Annotated in this window: 17 protein-coding genes and 1 pseudogene; 10 read left to right on the forward strand and 8 right to left on the reverse strand. The window is 22.6% G+C overall.

Features of this window, described 5'->3' with window-relative positions; genetic code table 11:
• Positions 1-79 precede the first annotated feature (79 nt).
• On the reverse strand, positions 80-589 hold the full coding sequence (gene fldA / locus AB4W67_RS01450) for a flavodoxin FldA (protein ID WP_367682279.1): 510 nt from the start codon (positions 587-589) through the stop codon (positions 80-82).
• A gap of 139 nt (positions 590-728) precedes the next feature.
• On the opposite strand from fldA, the gene phrB reads away from it, so the two are divergent.
• The 7 genes from phrB (at position 729) to AB4W67_RS01485 (ending at position 9,995) form a co-directional block, all read left to right on the forward strand.
• Positions 729-2,156, forward strand: coding sequence for a deoxyribodipyrimidine photo-lyase (phrB, locus tag AB4W67_RS01455; protein ID WP_367682280.1), 1,428 nt, complete (start codon positions 729-731; stop codon positions 2,154-2,156).
• Between the two features lie 22 nt (positions 2,157-2,178).
• Entirely contained in the window at positions 2,179-2,922 is a 744-nt protein-coding gene (locus AB4W67_RS01460) for a Nif3-like dinuclear metal center hexameric protein (protein WP_367682281.1), read from the forward strand.
• A 75-nt stretch (positions 2,923-2,997) separates the two neighbouring features.
• Positions 2,998-5,778 carry a 2-oxoglutarate dehydrogenase E1 component gene (locus AB4W67_RS01465; protein WP_367682282.1) on the forward strand — a complete coding sequence of 927 codons (2,781 nt, stop codon included), beginning with the start codon at positions 2,998-3,000 and terminating at the stop codon, positions 5,776-5,778.
• A gap of 14 nt (positions 5,779-5,792) precedes the next feature.
• A complete protein-coding gene (gene sucB / locus AB4W67_RS01470; RefSeq protein ID WP_367682283.1) occupies positions 5,793-6,992 on the forward strand; it encodes a dihydrolipoyllysine-residue succinyltransferase in 1,200 nt (399 codons plus the stop codon).
• A gap of 210 nt (positions 6,993-7,202) precedes the next feature.
• Positions 7,203-7,892: a 2,3-diphosphoglycerate-dependent phosphoglycerate mutase gene (gene gpmA / locus AB4W67_RS01475; protein ID WP_367682284.1), complete on the forward strand. Its 690-nt coding sequence runs from the start codon at positions 7,203-7,205 to the stop codon at positions 7,890-7,892.
• Positions 7,893-8,139: 247 nt separating this feature from the next.
• Entirely contained in the window at positions 8,140-9,102 is a 963-nt protein-coding gene (gene pfkA, locus AB4W67_RS01480) for a 6-phosphofructokinase (RefSeq protein WP_367682285.1), read from the forward strand.
• Between the two features lie 104 nt (positions 9,103-9,206).
• The gene (locus AB4W67_RS01485) at positions 9,207-9,995 is read left to right on the forward strand and encodes an MIP/aquaporin family protein (protein WP_367682286.1); all 789 of its coding nucleotides are present in this window, start codon (positions 9,207-9,209) and stop codon (positions 9,993-9,995) included.
• On the opposite strand, the gene tpiA is transcribed toward AB4W67_RS01485, so the two are convergent.
• The 7 genes and pseudogenes from tpiA to serS form a co-directional block, all read right to left on the reverse strand.
• Positions 9,992-10,777, reverse strand: a complete 786-nt coding sequence (gene tpiA / locus AB4W67_RS01490) for a triose-phosphate isomerase (protein WP_367682287.1) — start codon at positions 10,775-10,777, stop codon at positions 9,992-9,994. The genes AB4W67_RS01485 and tpiA overlap by 4 nt on opposite strands.
• A 101-nt stretch (positions 10,778-10,878) precedes the next feature.
• Positions 10,879-11,161: pseudogene (gene ihfB, locus AB4W67_RS01495) on the reverse strand (integration host factor subunit beta).
• Between the two features lie 80 nt (positions 11,162-11,241).
• Positions 11,242-12,921, reverse strand: a complete 1,680-nt coding sequence (gene rpsA, locus AB4W67_RS01500; RefSeq protein ID WP_367682288.1) for a 30S ribosomal protein S1 — start codon at positions 12,919-12,921, stop codon at positions 11,242-11,244.
• 120 nt (positions 12,922-13,041) lie between these two features.
• Positions 13,042-13,710, reverse strand: a complete 669-nt coding sequence (gene cmk, locus AB4W67_RS01505; RefSeq protein WP_367682289.1) for a (d)CMP kinase — start codon at positions 13,708-13,710, stop codon at positions 13,042-13,044.
• Between the two features lie 70 nt (positions 13,711-13,780).
• The gene (gene aroA, locus AB4W67_RS01510; RefSeq protein WP_367682290.1) at positions 13,781-15,064 is read right to left on the reverse strand and encodes a 3-phosphoshikimate 1-carboxyvinyltransferase; all 1,284 of its coding nucleotides are present in this window, start codon (positions 15,062-15,064) and stop codon (positions 13,781-13,783) included.
• Positions 15,065-15,093: 29 nt separating this feature from the next.
• Positions 15,094-16,179 carry a phosphoserine transaminase gene (gene serC, locus AB4W67_RS01515; protein ID WP_367682291.1) on the reverse strand — a complete coding sequence of 362 codons (1,086 nt, stop codon included), beginning with the start codon at positions 16,177-16,179 and terminating at the stop codon, positions 15,094-15,096.
• 26 nt (positions 16,180-16,205) lie between these two features.
• The gene (serS, locus tag AB4W67_RS01520; RefSeq protein WP_367682292.1) at positions 16,206-17,489 is read right to left on the reverse strand and encodes a serine--tRNA ligase; all 1,284 of its coding nucleotides are present in this window, start codon (positions 17,487-17,489) and stop codon (positions 16,206-16,208) included.
• A 164-nt stretch (positions 17,490-17,653) separates the two neighbouring features.
• On the opposite strand from serS, the gene trxB reads away from it, so the two are divergent.
• The 3 genes from trxB (at position 17,654) to aspS (ending at position 20,889) form a co-directional block, all read left to right on the forward strand.
• Entirely contained in the window at positions 17,654-18,607 is a 954-nt protein-coding gene (gene trxB / locus AB4W67_RS01525) for a thioredoxin-disulfide reductase (protein WP_367682293.1), read from the forward strand.
• Between the two features lie 95 nt (positions 18,608-18,702).
• Complete coding sequence (gene infA / locus AB4W67_RS01530; RefSeq protein ID WP_367682294.1) at positions 18,703-18,921, forward strand: translation initiation factor IF-1; 219 nt, start codon at positions 18,703-18,705, stop codon at positions 18,919-18,921.
• 207 nt (positions 18,922-19,128) lie between these two features.
• Positions 19,129-20,889 carry an aspartate--tRNA ligase gene (aspS, locus tag AB4W67_RS01535; RefSeq protein WP_367682295.1) on the forward strand — a complete coding sequence of 587 codons (1,761 nt, stop codon included), beginning with the start codon at positions 19,129-19,131 and terminating at the stop codon, positions 20,887-20,889.
• The last annotated feature ends 4 nt before the right edge of the window (positions 20,890-20,893 follow it).

Genomic DNA, 20,893 nt, shown 5'->3' on the forward strand with positions numbered 1-20,893 from the left:
ATTTTTCTTTTTTTATTTATATTATGATACTTTTTATTTTTTAAAATATATTTATTTTTTAAATATATACATTTTTTATTTAACTAAATTTTAAAATGATATCATTAATCCATATTTTTATTCGATTTTTTGTTTGATTGGATTGACGATCTTCATCTAAAGCTAACCCCATAAAATAATTTTTATTTAATAAGGATTTTGAGCAATCGAAATGATATCCTTTAGTTGACCATTCACCAATTATATTTGCTTTATTTTTTTTTATAATTTTATATATTACACTTAATGCATCACAAAAATATTCACTATAATCTTCTTGGTCACCACAACCAAATAATGCAATAGTCTTATTAGAAAAATCTATTTGTTTTAAAATAGGCAAAAACTCATCCCAATCGCACTGAACTTCACCATAATACCAAGTGGGAATACCAAATATTAAATTATCAAAACTTTCTATATCCTTTTTAGAACTATTACTAATATCGTATAAAAAAGAATTATTTTTACCAATTTTTTTATGAATAATTCCTGCTACTTTTTCTGTATTTCCAGTATCACTACCAAAAAAAATACCTACTTTTTTCATATTATCCTGCCTATTATCTATGAAATAAATATTTTTATTACTAATCATAAATTTATTTAATAAAATAACTAAAAAATTTTTTTAATGGAAACTATAATATGTTATTTTTAAGAAATATAAAAATTTTAAAATAATCAATATGAGTAAAAATTTAGTATGGTTTCGAAATGATATTCGAATATATGATAATAAAGCTTTATATAATGCATGCTTATCTGATACAGACGAAGTAATAGGTTTATTTATTTTTACTAAAAAACAATGGAACGATCATTTTATGTCGATGAAAAAATTGTCTTTTCTTTATCAAAATGTAATTTTTTTGCAAAATGAGTTATTAAAATTAAATATTGTCTTATATCATTATGAATGTGCTGATTTTTTTCAGTCAATAGAATATTTATTATATTTTTGTAAGATACATAAAATAAATAATTTATTTTATAATTACCAATATGAGATAAATGAAAAAAATAGAGATATTTTAATCACACAAAAATTATCTTTACAAGGAACTTTTATAAAAGCATTTCATAGTAATATTTTAGTTTCACCAGATAAAATAAAAAATAAAAATAAAATGTCTTATAGAAAATTTTATTTTTTTAAAAAAAAAATAATAAACTATTTATCTAATAAAATTCCAACATGTTATCCTATTCCTAAAAAACGAATCTTTATACGTAATACATGTAAAATAGATTATATTCAATCTTATTTAATACAATTTGATCAAAATTTATTTCCTATTGGAGAAATTAATGCAAAAAATCAATTAAAATATTTTTGCACTTATAAATTAAAAGACTATTTATTAAAGAAAAATTTTCCATTTTATACGAATACTAGCATGCTTTCTCCTTATTTATCTTTAGGAATTATTTCTCCAAAATATTGTTTAGAAGTACTTTTAAAAGAATATAAAACAGTAACATTAAATATAATACTTAATTCTCCTTGGTTAAATGAAATAATATGGAGGGAATTTTATTATCATTTACTTATTGGTTTTCCTATAATTAGTAAATCTCAATCATTATTTTCATGGGAAAAAAAAATAACTTGGGAAGATAATATAAATTATTTTAATGCTTGGAAAAATGGTAAAACTGGTTTTCCTATAATAGATGCTGGAATGAGACAATTAAATAAAACAGGTTGGATAAATAATAGATTAAGAATGATTACATCAAGTTTTTTAGTCAAAAGTCTTTTAATTAACTGGAGAGAGGGAGAAAAATATTTTATGTCTCATTTAATTGATGGAGATTATGCTTTAAATAATGGAGGATGGCAATGGTCTGCATCGATTGGTAGTGATTCTAATCCATATATACGCATCTTTAATCCACTGCGTCAATCTAAATTTTTTGATAAATTAGGAAATTTTATAAGAAAATATCTTCCTGAATTAAAAAATATACCAAATCCATATATTCATAATCCATATGAATGGATAATTAAACAAAATTATAAAATAAACTATCCAAAACCAATTATAAATTTTCAAAATAATCGAGAAAAATTTTTATTAATGTATCACATGGCTAAATCACCTATAAATTAAATATTAAATAGGAAATTTTAATATGGAAAATTTTTTTTTAGAAAAAATAATTAATAAAAAATTACTTAGCAATCAATATAATGATATTGTTCCTAATGGTTTACAAATAGAAGGTGAAAAAACAATTAAAAAAATTATTACAGGAGTTAGTGCATGTCAAGAATTAATAGATATAGCTATATCTCAACAAGCAAATGCTATTATTGTACATCATGGATACTTTTGGGATAAAGAATCAAAATATATTCATAATTTTAAAAGAAAGCGCTTAAAAACTATCTTATCTAATAATATTAATTTATATAGTTGGCATCTTCCATTAGATATTCATTCAAAATTCAGTAATAACGTACAAATTGCTAAAAGATTAAATATTTCTATTAAAGGTAAGATTTTACCATATGTATTATGGGGTAATTTACATCATGAAGTAAGTAGTACTGAATTTTATCAAAAAATAGAAAAAGTTTTTAAAAAAAAACCTATACATTTTTCTCAAAATGCTCCAAAAAAGATTAAATATATTGCATGGTGCAGTGGTAAAGGACAGGATTTTATTAAACAAGCATATAAGTTTAAAATTGATGCTTTTTTAACAGGTGAAGTGTCTGAAGAAACCATATACATTTCTAGAGAATTAGGTATTCATTTTTTTGCACTAGGACATTATTGTAGTGAAAGAGATGGAATTAAATCATTAGGTGAATGGTTGAATAAAAAATATAGTTTAGATGTAACTTTTATTGATATTTATAATCCATCATAATTTATAAAAAAATATTTTTTAATATAAAATATTAAAATAAATTTAATTATTAATCTATTGAAAATTTAAATAAAAATGAATGAAAATATACTAAAAAAATGGTCTAATTCTTCTTGGTTATCTGCTGAAAATCAACAATATCTAGATGATATATATAAAAAATTTTTAATAAATCCGTCATTTATTAATGATGAATGGCAAAAAGTATTTTTTAATTTATCTTTAGAAAATAAAAATTTTTTAAAAAATAAAACTTCATTTAATAAGAATTTAAATAATAAAATAAATAAGGATATTAAAACATTAAATCAAGAAAATAATAAAATATTATATAATAAAATCTATAAAATGATTAGTTTTTTTCAAAAAAGAGGTTATAAAAAATCTTTAATTGATCCTCTTCAATTACATAAACAAAAAAAATATCCATATTTAGAACTTTCATATTATGAATTTAATCAATATGAATTAAATCAAATAGTAAAAATTAATTTTCAAAAAAATTCTCATTTTAAAATTAAAATAATAGATTTGTATAATAAATTATATAACAAATATTGCAATTCTGTTGGTTTTGAATATATGTACATTGATAATATACATATAAAAAAATGGATAACAGAATACATAGAACTATATTTTAAAGAAAACTATATTTTAAAAGAAAATAAAATACAATATTTAAAAGAAATTATTTATGCAGAAACTTTAGAACAATATTTAGGAAAAAAATTTTCTGGTGTAAAACGATTTTCTTTAGAAGGTTCTGAAGCACTTATTCCAATGTTACATGAAATAATACGTTATTCAAAAAATAACAATATTTTAGATATTATTATAGGAATGGCTCATAGAGGTCGATTAAATGTATTAATTAATGTATTAAATAAAAATCCTAAGATACTATTTGATGAATTTTCTGGTATTAATATATCTAATAAACAAGGTAGTGGAGATGTAAAATATCACATTGGAGGAGAGTCATATATAAAGAATAGAGATAAAACGATTAGTTTAAAACTAGCATATAATCCATCTCATTTAGAAATAATTAACCCAGTAGTTCTTGGAATAGCAAGGTCTTCTATAGACAATTTAAATTGTTCTAGTCAAGAAATTTTGCCTATTAATATTCATGGAGATGCATCAATTATTGGACAAGGTGTAGTACAAGAAACATTGAATATGTCTCAAACTAATGGTTATAAAATAGGTGGAACTATTCACATTATAATTAATAACCAAATTGGTTTTACTACTTCAAACCCTAATGATCTTCGTTCCAGTAAATATTGCACTGATATTGCTAAATTTATTCAAGCACCTATTTTTCATGTTAATTGTGATGATGTAGAATCTGCAATATTTGTTGTTCAGTTAGCTTTAGATTTTAAAAAAAAATTTAAAAAAGATGTATTTATTGATTTAGTTTGTTATCGAAGACATGGTCATAACGAAATAGATGATCCTTCTGTTACTCAACCAATAATGTATAAAAAAATTCAAAATCACCCTAGTGTTAGTAAAATATACTCTAAATTATTAATTAATCAAAAATGTATTACAATTGATAAAATTAATAAAATTAAAGAAAAATATTTTAATAAATTAATAATAGGAAAATATATTTTTTGCAAGAATAATATAAATTTTCAAGATAAAAATATAAATTTTTTTAAAATAAAAAAAAATGTAAATAAATTAGATTTAATTAATATTAAAAAATTATTATATAATATTAATACTATTCCTAAATCTATTAAATTACATCATAGAGTAAAAAAAATCTATCAAGATAGAATAAAAATGGCTGAAGGAAAAAAATTATTTGACTGGGGGGCTTCTGAGTCTTTAGCGTATGCAACAATACTTAATGAAGGTATTTCATGTCGTCTTTCCGGTGAAGATATTAGTAGAGGAACTTTTTTTCATAGACATGCCTACATTCATGACCAAAAAAATGGATCTATTTATATACCTTTAAACAATATTAAAAAAAATCAAGGACGATTTGAAATTTGGGATTCAGTTCTATCAGAGGAATCAGTATTAGCTTTTGAATATGGATATTCATTATATCCTTCAAGAAATTTAATTATTTGGGAAGCTCAATTTGGAGATTTTTCCAATGGCGCTCAAGTAGTAATTGATCAATTTATTACTTCTGGTGAACAAAAATGGAATAAAAAATCTAATTTAGTTCTTTTTTTACCTCATGGTTATGAAGGTCAAGGACCAGAACATTCTTCTGCCCGGATTGAAAGATTCCTTCAACTTTGTGCTCAAGATAATATACAAGTCTGTATTCCTAGTACATCTTCTCAAATGTTTCATTTATTAAGAAAACAAATTTTAATAAATATTTATAAACCTTTAATAATTTTCACACCTAAGTCACTTTTACGACACCCATTATCATCTTCTTCATTAGATCAAATTGTTAATGATAATTTTAAAAAAGTAATAAATGAAGCAAATAATAATTTAAAAAAAATAAAACGTCTTATTTTTTGTTCTGGTAAAATATATTACGAACTTTTAGAATATAGAAATAAAAATAATATTATTGATATCTCTATAATCCGAGTTGAACAATTATATCCATTCCCAATGGATGAGATATTAAATATATTAAAAAAATATTTTTATGTGAAAGATTATATTTGGTGTCAAGAAGAACCATATAACCAAGGTGCATGGATATATATACAAAATTATTTTCATAATATTTTACCATTTTCTTCTATATTGAAATATATTGGTCGTTCTTCCTCTGCATCTCCAGCAGTAGGTTGTATTTCAACACATAAAAAAGAACAAGAACAATTAATAAAAAATGCATTAAATATAATTTAAAAAAAGGATAAAATATGAATATAGTTAATATTCTTGTACCAGATTTACCGGATTCTGTAACCAATGCAGTAGTTGCTAAATGGTATAAAAAAATAGGAGAAATAGTTCATCTTGACGAAAAAATAGTTGATCTTGAAACAGATAAAGTTATGTTAGAAATATCATCACCATGTGATGGTATAATAAATAATATTTTAAAACAAACTGGATGTATTGTTCAGTCTAGTGAAATAATAGGTAAAATAAAAAAAATAAATAATATTGAAAAAAAAAAAATAGATTTACATGAAAAAGATCAATCCATTCATCCAGATAATTTTTTCAATAAAGATAAAATTTTAAATAATAATAAAAATTTAAAAAATTCTTTAACACCATCAGCTAGACGTTTTATTAAAGTTCATAATATTAATACAAATTCACTTAATATTAACAAATTAAATACTTTTAGAAAACAAGATATTAATCCAGATTTTCAAAAAACATCTAATTTGAATAATATCAATGCTCTAAAAAATAATACATATAGAGTTAAAATGACGCAATTGCGTCAAAAAATAGCTGAAAGATTATTAGAAACAAAAAATAATACAGCTATGTTGACTACTTTTAATGAAGTAAATATGACAACAATTATTTCTTTACGTAAGAAATACAATGAGTTATTTCAAGAAAAATATGGTATTCGTCTTGGTTTTATGTCGTTTTTTGTAAAAGCAGTTGTTAAAGCATTACGAGATTTTCCAAAAATAAATGCAACCATTGATAAAACAGATATTATATTTTATAAAAATTTTGATATTAGTATTGCTGTTTCAACACCTAGAGGATTGATTACCCCAGTATTAAGAAACGCTGATCAAAAAACAATGTCGGAAATAGAAAAAAAAATAAAAGATTTTTCTATTAAAAGTATAAATAATAAAATTAAAGTAGAAGATTTAATTGGAGGAAATTTTACTATAACAAATGGAGGAATTTTTGGTTCTTTAATGTCAACTCCCATTATTAATCCACCTCAAATGGCAATATTAGGCATGCATGCTATTAAAGATCGTCCAATGGCAATAAATGGAATAGTAAAAATTTTACCAATGATGTATTTGGCATTATCTTATGATCATCGTTTAATTGATGGAAAAGAGTCAATTAGCTTTTTAAATCAAGTAAAAAATATATTAGAAGATTTTAATCGTATTATAATTGATATTTAAAAATAATAATTTAAATGCATTAATTTTTTTATATTTTAAAAGTACAGTATCACAATAAATAATAAACTGTACTTTTATTATTAAATATATTATTTGTATTTAGAAAAAATTTTTTAAATATTTAAATAATATAGATAAATTTTTTCTTATTATAAAGAAATAATGACATAATAAAAAAATTAATTAAAATATAATATAATGGATAAAATTATGAATAAATTAGTTTTAATTAGACATGGTGAAAGTGAATGGAATAAATTAAATAAATTCACTGGTTGGCACGATGTAAAATTAAGTAAAAATGGAAAAATTGAAGCTAAAAAAACAGGATTATTATTAAAACAAAAAAAATTTTTTTTTGATTGTGCGTATACATCTATGTTACAAAGAGCAATATGTACTTTACAATATATTTTAGATCAATTAAACCAAAATTGGATATCAGTTCGAAAATCATGGCATTTAAATGAAAGACATTACGGAGATCTAGAAGGATTCAATAAAGATGAAATAACTCAAAAATATGGATATAAACAAGTACTTTTATGGAGACGTAGTTTTCATGTTAGCCCACCAAAAATTAACATTAAAGATAAGCGTTTTCCAGGAAATGATATACGATATTCTAACATTAATATTGATAAAATCCCTTGTGGTGAAAGTTTAGAAGACACTGTTCAAAGAGTAATTCCATATTGGAAAAAAAGCATTTACCCTAAATTAAAAAAAAGAAAAAAAATATTAATTGTAGCTCATGGAAATTCTATTCGAGCATTGATTCAATATTTAAATAAAATTGATAATAAAAAAATTTTAGAATTAGAAATTCCAACTGCAGCACCAATTGTTTTAGAATTCAATGAAAAATATATTCCTACTCAATGGTATTATTTAAAATAAATCATTTTAAACATACATTTTAAGATTTTATAATTAATATATATATGTATTTTTTATTTCTGAATAAATAAAAGATAAATTTTTTTGAATTAAATATATATTATTTTAAAAAATCATCAAAATTCAAAAATTTTTTTAATATTTTCAATTCTTTATTGATTTAAAATAAAAACTAATATATCACAATATTAAAAATATATTCTTAATAAAAAATAATTTTTTTATAGTAATTAAAAACGAGATTATTATGATAAAAAGAATTGGAGTATTAACTAGCGGCGGCGATGCTCCTGGAATGAATGCTGCAATTAGAGGAGTAGTAAGAACAGCATTAAGTGAAAAATTAGAAGTATTTGGAATTTATGATGGATATTTAGGTTTATATCAAAACCGAATGATTCAATTAGATAGATATAGTGTTTCAGATATGATTAATAGAGGCGGTACATTTTTAGGATCAGCAAGATTTTATGATTTTTGTAAAAATGAAATACGAAATGTAGCAATTAATAATTTAAAAGAAAAAAAAATTGATGGACTTGTTGTTATAGGTGGTGATGGTTCTTATATAGGAGCTCAAAAATTAACAAAAATGGGCATGCCATGTATTAGTATTCCTGGAACAATAGACAATGATGTAGCAGGTACAGATTATACAATAGGATATTTTACAGCTTTGGAAACAGTTGTTGAAGCAATTGATAGATTACGTGATACATCTTCATCTCATCAACGTATTTCAATTGTAGAAGTAATGGGTCGATATTGTGGTGATTTAACATTAGCAGCTGCAATTGCTGGAGGTTGTGAGTTTATCGTTCTTCCAGAAATTAAATGTACAAAAAAAGAATTAGTAAAAGAAATAAAAGCTGGTATTAAAAAAGGTAAAAAACATGCAATTGTTGCTATTACAGAATATATATGTGATGTTGAAAAATTAGCTAAATATATTGAAAAAAAAACTAATCGTGAAACAAGAGCAACTATATTAGGTCATATTCAAAGAGGAGGAGCACCTGTAGTATATGATCGTATTTTAGCTTCAAGAATGGGTGCCTACTCTGTGGAATTATTAATTAAAGGATATCAAGGTAAATGTGTAGGTGTTCAAAATGAAAAAATGGTATTTAATGACATAACAGATGCATTAAAAAATATGAAACGTATGTTTAAAAAAGATTGGTTGATTACTGCTAAAAAACTTTATTAATAATAAATCAGTGCCGGTTTTTCCGGCGCTCTAAATTTTTAATTTTATTATATAACTAGAATTAAAAAATAGTTTATAATAAAATTATATAGGTATTGAAAATAATGAATCTACGTGGTAAAAACAAAATATTCCAACAATGTATAATTGAGTTTTTAGGGACAGGATTAATAATATTTTTTAGTATAGGATGCTTAGTAACATCGAAATTAACAAATTTTCACATGAGTCAATATGAAATAGGCATGATTTGGGGTTTTTCAGTTGCTTTATCAATTTATTTTAGTATTTCAATATCTGGGGCTCATTTAAATCCTGCTATTACTATTTTTCTCTGGTTATTTGATAAATTTAATAAAAAAAAGGTCATACCATACATTATATCTCAAATATTTGGTGCTTTTTTTTTTACAATACTAATATATTATATGTATTATAATATACTAATATCTTTTGAACATAAATATAATATTATAAGAGGAACAAAAGAAAGTTTTCAACTTGCTTCAATTTTTTGTGTATATCCTCAAAAAAATTATATTTTTATAGATGATTTTATAAAAGAAGCTATTATTTCGATAATTTTTATAATTATTCTTATGAGAATTAATGATAAAAAAAATTTTTTTATTATTCAAAAAACAACTAGTCCATTTTTAATAGGGATGTTAGTTGCTATTATTAACATATCTTTAGGATCTTTAAATAATGTAACTTTAAATCCTGCACATGATTTAGGTCCTAGAATATTTTTAAGCTTTATAGGGTGGGGTAAATTAGCCTTTACTGGTTTAAATAATAGTACTTTCCCATATTTTTTAATACCTACTGTGACACCAATTTTAGGAATAAATTTAGGTGGTTGGATATATAAAAAATTTATAAAAAATTAAATATTATTTTTTTTAAAAATATCAGAAGATATTTTAATAATTTTTAAAAAATCCTCATATATTAAAGAAGAATTTCCAACTAATAATCCATCAATATCAGGTTGTTCAAGCAAGTTTTTAGCATTTTTTATATTTACAGAGCCACCATATTGAATTGATAAATTTTTTATATTATTTATATCATTCTGATTTTTATAAATATAATTTTTTATAAATTGATGTATTTTTTGTACATATATAGGATCAGCTGATATACCTGTTCCGATAGACCAAATAGGTTCGTATGCAATAATTGAATTTGAAAACGCCTGTATTCCAAGATGTTTAATTATATGATTTAATTGATTTTTTAACGCTTCTTTAGTTTGATTCTTATTTTTTTCATCTTGACTTTCTCCTATACATAATATTGGAATTAAATTAAATTTTTTAATTAAATCAAATTTCTTATTAATGATTTCATTAGTTTCATTATGAAAAAAACGTCTTTCAGAATGTCCAATAATAACATATTTCACACCAATATCTTTTAACATTAAAATCGAAGTTTCACCAGTAAAAGATCCTTTTATATTGACATCTACATTTTGTGCTCCAAGAAATATATTTAAATTTTGTATATTATTATAAACTCTTTCTAAATATATTGTAGAAGGTGAAATAACAATTGTATTATATTTTAAATAAGGTAATACATGTAATTTAAAATTTATTAAAAAATTTGAAATAGTTTTAGTATTTCCGTTTAATTTCCAATTAGCTACAATAATTTTTTTTTTCATTTTTTTTAATATTCCATTTTAATAATATTCAAAAAATAACATAGAAACTAAGTTTTTTAAAAAGAATCAACTTAGTTTCTAAAATAAAATGTTAAAAAATTTTATTTATATATATTAATGCGAATTTTTAATTGTTTTCCTGGTTTAAAATAAGGTACATATTTTGCACTTAATTTAGTTTTTTCTCCAGTTTTAGGGTTACGAACTATACGAGATGATCTATAATGTAAAGAAAAACTTCCAAATCCTCGAATTTCAACTCGTTCTCCATTAGCTAATGCAAAAGATATATATTCTAATATTTCTTTTATTGCATATTGTGTAATTTTATTTTTTATATGTATTTTTTTTTATTAATTTTTTAAATAATTCTGATTTTTTCATAAATCCTCTAATTTAAGAATATACTATTAAGAATATATTATAATTTTACTTTAATAAAATTATATTTTATTTTTAAATAATTATTCATTATTTTGAGCTGCTTTAAAAGCTTCTACCATGACATTTGAAAATATTTCATCTTTTTGTTTTTGATTTAATTTATTTTTTGTATCTTTTTTATTATTTTTTATATCTAAAATATGAAAACTTAAATTAATATTTCTACTTTTTCTATCAAAATTCAATATTTTTACTTCAATTTTTTTATTAATTTTAAATTTTTTGATAAATTCTTCATATTTAATAGAAGTAGAATCAGAAAATTTTATATTTCCATAAATTCCTTCTGATAATTCAATTACAACTTGTTTATCATCAAAAGATATAATTTTTCCATTGATGATCATACCTTTTTTAACATTAGAAACATATGTATTAAATGGATCTTCTTCTAATTGTTTAATACCTAAAGAAATACGCTCTCTTTCTGCATCAACTTGTAGAACAACAGCTGAAATTTCATCACCTTTTTTATAATTTTTAACAGCTTCCTCACCAGGAATTGACCAGGAAATATCAGATAAATGTACTAATCCATCAATACCTCCTTTTAAACCAATAAAAATACCAAAATCTGTAATTGATTTAATTTTACCAACAACATGTACTCCTTTTTTATGTGTTTCTGAAAATTCTTTCCATGGATTAATTTTGCATTGTTTTAATCCAAGTGAAATTCGACGACGTTCCTCATCAATATCTAAAACAACAACATCTACTATATCATTTACAGCAACTACTTTAGATGGATGGATATTTTTATTTGTCCAATCCATTTCAGAAACATGTACTAGTCCTTCTACACCTGCTTCAATTTCTACAAAACAACCGTAATCTGTAAGATTTGTTACACGTCCATTTAATTTAATTCCTTCAGGATATCGTTTTGAAATATCTATCCATGGATCTTCACCTAATTGTTTTAATCCTAAAGATACGCGTATTTTTTCTTTATCAAATTTTAAAATTTTAACACTAATTTCGTCACCTATACTAACAATTTCACTAGGATGTTTAACTCTTTTCCATGCCATATCTGTAATATGAAGCAAACCATCAACACCACCTAAATCTACAAAAGCTCCATAATCTGTTAGATTTTTTACAATTCCTTTAATTTTAATACCTTCTTGTAAATTTTCGAGTAATTGATTTCTTTCAGCACTATTTTCAGATTCAATAACAGCTCTTCTAGATACTACTACATTATTTCTTTTTTGATCTAATTTTATTACTTTGAACTCTAATTCTTTTCCTTCAAGATGTATTGTATCTCGAACAGGTCGAACATCAACTAGCGATCCTGGTAAAAATGCACGTATATCATTTAATTCAACAGTAAAACCACCTTTTACTTTACCATTAATAACACCCATAACTATTTTTGATTGTTCATGCGCTTGTTCTAAAACAAGCCATGATTCATGTCTTTTTGCTTTTTCACGAGATAAAAGTGTTTCTCCAAAACCATCTTCAATAGCATCCAAAGCTACATCAACATAATCCCCTACTTTAACATCAAGTACACCTTGAGAATTTTTAAATTGTTCTAGTGGAATAGAAGATTCAGATTTAAGACCAGCATCAACTAAAATAGTATCTTTTTCTATAGATATAATAACTCCACGAATAATAGAACCAGGGCGTGTTTTAATTTCTTTTAGTGATTCTTCAAATAATTGAGCAAAAGATTCATTCATATTAATAATATAAAAAAATTTTCATTAATGTTCATTTTTCACTTCATGTTAAAATGAGCTTATTGTATATGTTTTATAATTATCCATATTATAAAGTTTATTTTTTAGATATCTTATCAATTATATAATTATTTTTTTTTTAATTTCTTTCATTAAACATTTAATGATATCAGAAAGTGTCATATTCGTAGAATCTAGTATTATAGCATCTTTTGATGGGTATAAAGGAGAAATTGTTCGGTTTTGGTCGCGTTGATCTCGAATTTTTAATTGTTCTAATAATTCTATATAATTAATAGATATCCCTATTTTTTTAAATTGTTTTATTCTTCTAAAAACACGAGTTTTTAAATCAGCATTTAAAAAAAACTTTATAATAGCATCAGGAAATACTACTGTCCCCATATCTCTTCCTTCTGCTATCAAGCCAGGAAATTTACGAAAACATCTTTGTTTATTTAGTAATATTTTTCTAATTTTAGTAAAAGTTGCTAATTTAGAAGCTGTTTCTCCAACTTTTTGAAGATAAATTGTTTGAGATATTAAACTTTTTTTTTGCATATTAATTTTAAAAAAAGAACAATCTAAATTATTTAAAACAGAAACTATATTTTTCTCAATAATAGGAATATTATTTTTTAGTATTATTGATGCTAACAATCTATATATCATCCCAGATTCTAAAATAGACCAATTTAATTTATTAGCTATTATACCACATAATGTACTTTTTCCAACGCCACTAGGTCCATCAATTGTAATTACAGGAATATTATTATATTTTTTCATATATAAAATTACTTAGATAAAAATATATGATTTATTAAAAATTCTTACATAAATGTTTAATTATATTTAATTAAAACTTACAAATATGTAAAAAATCTTTGAAATACTCTGGATAAGTTTTAACTACGCAATTAGGATTAGATATTTCTACGCCAACACTAGATAAACATAATAATGAAAAACACATAGCAATACGATGATCATTATATGTATTAATTTGTGCAAATTTTATAAATTTAGGAGGTGTAATAGAGATAAAATCTGTGCCTGTTTTAATATTTGCTCCAACTTTTTTTAATTCATTTGACATAGCAGATAATCGATCTGTTTCTTTAACTCTCCAATTATATATATTTCTAATAGTTGTTGTACCTTTTGCAAATAAAGCTAAAACTGCAATAGTCATTGCTGCATCTGGAATATCATTCATATCTAAATCTATTGCATTTAATTCACCTTTCCGAGATATAATAAAATCATCACCCCATTGAATAATAACTCCCATTTTTTCAAGAATATTAGCAAATTTAACATCACCTTGAATACTTTTTTTATCGATTCCTATAACTTTTACTGATTCACCTTTAATTGCAGGAGCTGCTAAAAAATAAGATGCTGAAGATGCATCTCCTTCAATTGAATACTTACCTGGTGTTTTATATTTTTGATTACTTTTAATATAAAAAATTGAATAAGAATCATGTGTAATCTCAATCCCAAAATTTTTCATTAAATTTAATGTAATATCTATATAAGGTTTAGAAACTAAATTTCCTTTTATTAATATAGTTGTATCTTTTGAAGATAATGGAGAAATTATTAATAAAGATGTTAAAAATTGACTAGAAATACTACCATTTAATATAATAACTCCTCCTTTAAAACCACCTTTAGTACAAATTGGAGGGTATCCTGAATTGTTTTTATATTGAATTATTGCACCTCCTTGTCGTAATGCATCAACAAGATCTTTAATAGGTCTTTCATTCATTCTATTATTTCCAGTTAATATTACTTCATTTTTATATAATGAAAAAATAGAAAGAAGTGGTCTAATAGCTGTTCCTGCATTTCCTAAAAATAATGAAATAGGATTTTTAACTTTAAAAGATTGAATATTTCCTTTAATACAACATACTTTGTTATTATTTGATAAAGAATAATAAATTCCAATTTTTTTTAAAGCATGCAACATATATTGAGTATCTTCACTATCTAATAAATTATTTATATAAGTTGTACCACAGCTAATTGATGCTAATAATAATACTCTATTTGAAATACTTTTAGAACCAGGTAAAAAAATAGTACCATTTACATAAGATACAGGATTTAATTTTAAAATTTTTTGCATTATATACTCTTTATTTTTTTAAAAATATTTTATCCATATTTTTTTTCGAAGAATAACATAAATTTAACTAATTTTTTAACTCCATCTAAAGGCATTGCATTATATATTGAAGCTCGCATTCCACCTACTTTAGAATGTCCTTTTAAAGCATACAGACCAAAATTTTTAGCTTCTTTTAAAAATTTTGTATTTAGTTTTGGATCAAATAAATCAAATACAACATTCATTTTAGATCTATTAGATTGATCTATATTATTAATGTAAAACATACTATTATCTATAGTTTTATATAGTAAATCTGATTTTTTTTTATTTAATTCTTCAATTTTTTTTATTCCACCTTTTTTTTTAATCCATTTAAATACTAAACCTGATAAATACCATGCAAAAGTAGGTGGAGTATTAAACATAGAATTATATTTAGAAATAATATTATAATCTAGAATAGATGGACATATTTTTAATGTATTTTTTAGTAAATCTTTTCTAATAATAATAATTGTAATTCCTGCAGGTCCAATATTTTTTTGAGCACCAGCATAAATAAGTCCATATTTATTAATATTAATTGAACGAGATAAAATAAATGATGAAAAATCACCGACAATAATTTTATTATCAAAAAATGGTTCTTCATAGATTGATAATCCATCTATTGTTTCATTAGGGCAATAATGGATATAATCAGAAATATCGCTGATATCCCATTTTTTATATTTTAAAAGGGATATTTTATTATTTTTTATTTTTTTTATTAATATATTTCTAGAAAAACAATATTTTTTAGATTCTATAAATGCAGAATGAGACCAATAACCACTATTTATATAATCAGCTTTTGAATATTTTCCTAATAAATTCATTGGAATTGCTGAAAATTGGCCTCTAGCTCCGCCTTGACAAAATAATATTTTATAATTATTAGAAATATTTAATAAATATCTTAAATTTTGTTCTGCTTCTATAGCAACTGTATTAAATTCTTTAGTTCGATGACTGATTTCCATAACAGAGCATCCTAAATTTTTCCAATTTATTAATTCTTTCTGTGCTTGATAAATAACATCTTTAGGAATTGTAGCTGGTCCAGCGCTAAAATTATAAATTAAACTCATTATTTTTTACCAATAATTGTTAATAACTAACTTAAAAAATTCATACCTTTCATATATTTATTTTTTAATATACTTGGAATTTTAACTCTACCATCTTTTTGTTGATAATTTTCTAATATTGCTGCTAATGTTCTACCAATTGCCAAACCTGAACCATTTAATGTATGTACAAAATTTTTACTTTTTTTATATTTATTTTGATATCGTGTTTTCATTCTACGTGCTTGAAAATCACCCATATTAGAACAAGAAGATACTTCTCGATATTGATTTTGTGAAGGAAACCATACTTCTAAATCATATGTTTTAACAGCAGAAAAACTCATTTCTCCACCACATAATAAAACTTTTCGATATGGTAGTTCTAACAATTGTAAAACTTTTTCTGCATGATTAGTAAGTTTTTCTAATATTTTCATAGATAATTCTGGTTGAACAATTTGTATAAGTTCTACTTTATCAAATTGATGCAACCGAATTAAACCTTGACTATCACGTCCATAAGAAGAGGCTTCTGATCTAAAACATGGTGTATGAGCAGTAAGTTTAATAGGAAGATAGTTATCATCTAATATTTGATTTCTAAATAAATTAGTTAAAGGAACTTCTGAAGTTGGTATTAATATATATTTTTTTTTATTAATATTATTTACATAAAATAAATCATCATTAAATTTAGGTAGTTGACCTGTACCATATAAACTATCTTGATTTACTAAATAAGGTACATATGTTTCGACATAACCATGTTCATTAGTATGAAGATCTAACATAAATTGACCTAAAGCGCGATGTAAAAGTGCAATATTTCCTTTTAAAACAACAAATTTTGAACTTGATATTTTTGCTGCAGACTTCCAATCTATTTGATTTAATTGATTACCTAATTCTATATGATTTAAAATTTTGAAATTATATATTTTTTTTGTACCCCAATATTTAATTTCTTTATTATTATTTGAACCTATTCCCTCTGGAACATCTGATGATGGTATATTTGGTATAGACATAGAAATATTATAAATTTTTTCTTTTATAATATTTAATTCATTTTTTAAAATATTTAGTTTTTGATTAGATTTAATAATTTTATTTTTTAAATGCTCATCATTTTTTTTTAACAATTTTGATTTTCTAAATAAATCTGATAATAATTTATGATTATGTTGTAAATTTTCAGTTTTTATCTGTAATTTTTTTCTTTTATTTTCAATTTCAGATATTAATGAAATATTTAGTTTAAATTGTTTTTTTAACAATTTTTTTGCAACTTCGGATAGTTCTTTACGTAATAAATAAGGATTTAACATAATTTTAATTTCTTTTTATAAAATAAAAAATTTTTTTATTATAAAATAGTTATATTAATGTAATTATTAAAATATTAAATTACTTAAAAAATATTATTTTTTAAATATATTTTAGAATATTAAATATTAAACTTTAAATATTAAAAAAGTACAAGGAAAATAGCATGAAAAAACATAGTAAAATAATTATTATAGGATCTGGACCAGCAGGATATACATCAGCTATTTATACTGCACGAGCAAATTTATCTCCTATTTTAATCACTGGATATAATAAAGGTGGGCAATTAATGAATACTAATGAAATTGAAAATTGGCCTGGAGATATAAATCAAATAACTGGTCCAAATTTAATGGATAGAATGTATAAGCATGCAATAAAATATAAAACAGAAATTATATTCGATACAATTATTTCTGTAAATTTTAATAAAAAACCATTTTTTTTATTAGGTGAAAAATATGAGTATACAGCTGATGCAGTGATTATTGCTACTGGTTCATCTCCTCGTTATTTAGGAATAAATTCAGAAGAAAAATTTAAAGGAAAAGGTGTTTCTACTTGTGCTATATGCGATGGTTTTTTTTATAAAAATAAAGAAGTAGCAGTTGTAGGAGGAGGAAATACAGCTATAGAAGAAACATTATATTTATCAAATTTTGTAAATAAAGTACATTTAATACATCGTAAAAATAATTTTAAAGCAGAAAAAATATTAATTAATCGATTATTTAAACTAGTAAAAACAAAAAAAGTCATTTTATATTTAAATTATATTATTCAAGAAATAATAGGAGATAAATTCGGAATTACACATTTAATTATAAATAGTGTTAATTCAATTGAAAAAAAACAAAAAAAAATTATTACATCTGGATTATTTGTTGCTATCGGTCATATTCCAAATACAAATATATTTATTAACAAATTAGAAATGGAAAATGGATATATTAAAATTAAAAAAGAAAAACATGGAAATTATACTCAAACAAGTATTCCAGGTGTATTTGCTGCAGGTGATGTTACAGATCATATTTATAGACAAGCAATTACATCTTCATCTAGTGGTTGTATGGCAGCAATAGATAGTGAACGTTATTTAAATTCATTAAATTAAATAATTTAATGAATTTACTCCTGTTAAAAACATACTAGTCAAACTGACTAGTATCAGATATAATTAGTTAATAAAAAACTATTTTAGAGAATAAAATGCCTAAAGAAGATAATATAGAAATGCAAGGAGTTGTAATTGATACGTTGCCTAATACCATGTTTCGTGTAGAATTAGAAAATAAACATATTGTTACAGCTCATATATCAGGTAAAATGAGAAAAAATTATATTCGAATACTTACAGGAGATAGAGTAACTATTGAATTAACACCTTATGATTTAACGAAAGGAAGAATTATTTTTAGAAGTCGTTAATTTTTATATAGTTAATTTTAAAAATATTTTATTCATTTTTAAATTAAAAAATTTTAAAAATTATATATTATCAAATATTCATAATATATAAAAATTTCTAATTTAATTTTTTAAGTTATTTTTCTTAAGAAATCTATTTTTTAAAAATGAAAATATTACATTATTTTAATTAAGAATTATCAAAAAAATTGATTTCACAGAGAATTTATGCGTACTAAATATTGTGGAAATATTGGACTTATTGATTTAAATAAATCTATAATTTTATCTGGATGGGTAAATAAAATAAGAAATTTTGGTCAATTTATTTTTATAGATTTAAGAGATTATACAGGTACTATACAAATAATTTTTGAATTAAATAATTCTGAAATTTTTCAAAAAGCATTAAAATTAAAAAATGAATCATGTATTCAAGTCACTGGAATTGTAAAAAAAAGAAATATTAAAAATATAAATTCAAAAATGAATACTGGTAAAATAGAAATATTAGCAAAAAAAATAAATATATTTAATATTTCAGAACCGCTTCCAATAGATTATTCAAATAATAATAGTGATGATATACGATTAAAATATCGTTATCTAGACCTTCGTCAATCAATCTTATTTAAAAATTTAAAAATTAGAAATGAAGTTACTTATTTAATTAGAAATTTTATGACAAAAAAAAAATTTTTAGATATTGAAACACCATTATTGACTAAATCTACTCCAGAAGGTGCAAGAGACTATTTAGTTCCAAGCAGGAATCATATAGGAAAATTTTATGCTTTACCACAATCCCCGCAATTATTTAAACAATTATTAATGATTTCTGGAATTGATAGATATTATCAAATAGTTAAATGTTTTCGTGATGAAGATTTAAGATCAGATCGTCAACCGGAATTTACACAAATTGATATTGAAGCATCATTTTTAAATGCTAAAAAAATTCGAAATATAGTAGAACAATTAATTAAAAAAATTTGGCTTAAAATATTAAATATACATTTAAAAAAATTTCCTGTAATTACTTATAATGAAGCAATTAAAAGGTATGGATCAGATAAACCTGATTTACGAAATCCTATGGAAATAATTGATATATCTGATATTATTAATAAAATAAAATTTTTTGATTTTTTTAAAATAAATACATTAAAAAATAAAACAATAGCTTTATTATGTTTTTCTCAAGGTTTTAAACTTAGTCGTAAAAAAATTAATGAATACTTAAGTAGCATTAATAAATTTGGTATAAATAAATCATTTTATATAAAAATTTTAAAAGACGATAATAATCAAAATAATATCATTAGTTCAATAAAAAATATTTTAGATAAGAAAACATTAAATAAAATTTTAACTAAATCTAATGCTAAAATTGGAGATGTTTTATTTATAGTCGCCGGTGAGGAAAATATTGTACATAAATCTTTAGGGAAATTGCGTATTAAATTAGGTAATGATTTTTTAATTTTTAAAAAAAATATTTGGGCTCCATTATGGATTATTAATTTTCCTATGTTTAAAAAAAATAAATTAGGAGTATTTTCTTCTATTCATCATCCATTTACAGCATTTAAAAAAAATCATGAAAATAAATTTTCTAGAAATTTAGATTATGCTATGTCAGATAGTTATGATTTGGTAATTAATGGATATGAAATTGGTGGTGGATCAGTTCGAATTCATAATCTTGAAATACAAAAAAAAGTTTTTAATATTATTGGTATCAATGAAAAAGATCAAAAAGAAAAATTTGGATTCTTACTTGAAGCATTAAAATATGGTGCTCCACCACATGCAGGTATAGCTCTTGGTTTAGATAGAATAATTATGCTTTTAAGAAATACAGATAATATTAGAGATGTTATTGCTTTTCCTAAAACAACATCAGCTTCATGCCCACTGACTAACGCGCCAAGTATAATAGAAAATAAAAATTTAAATGAATTAAATATTAATATTAATAAAAAATAATTTT

It is taken from the genome of Buchnera aphidicola (Protaphis terricola) (assembly GCF_964059145.1).
GTDB lineage: Bacteria > Pseudomonadota > Gammaproteobacteria > Enterobacterales > Enterobacteriaceae > Buchnera > Buchnera aphidicola_BP.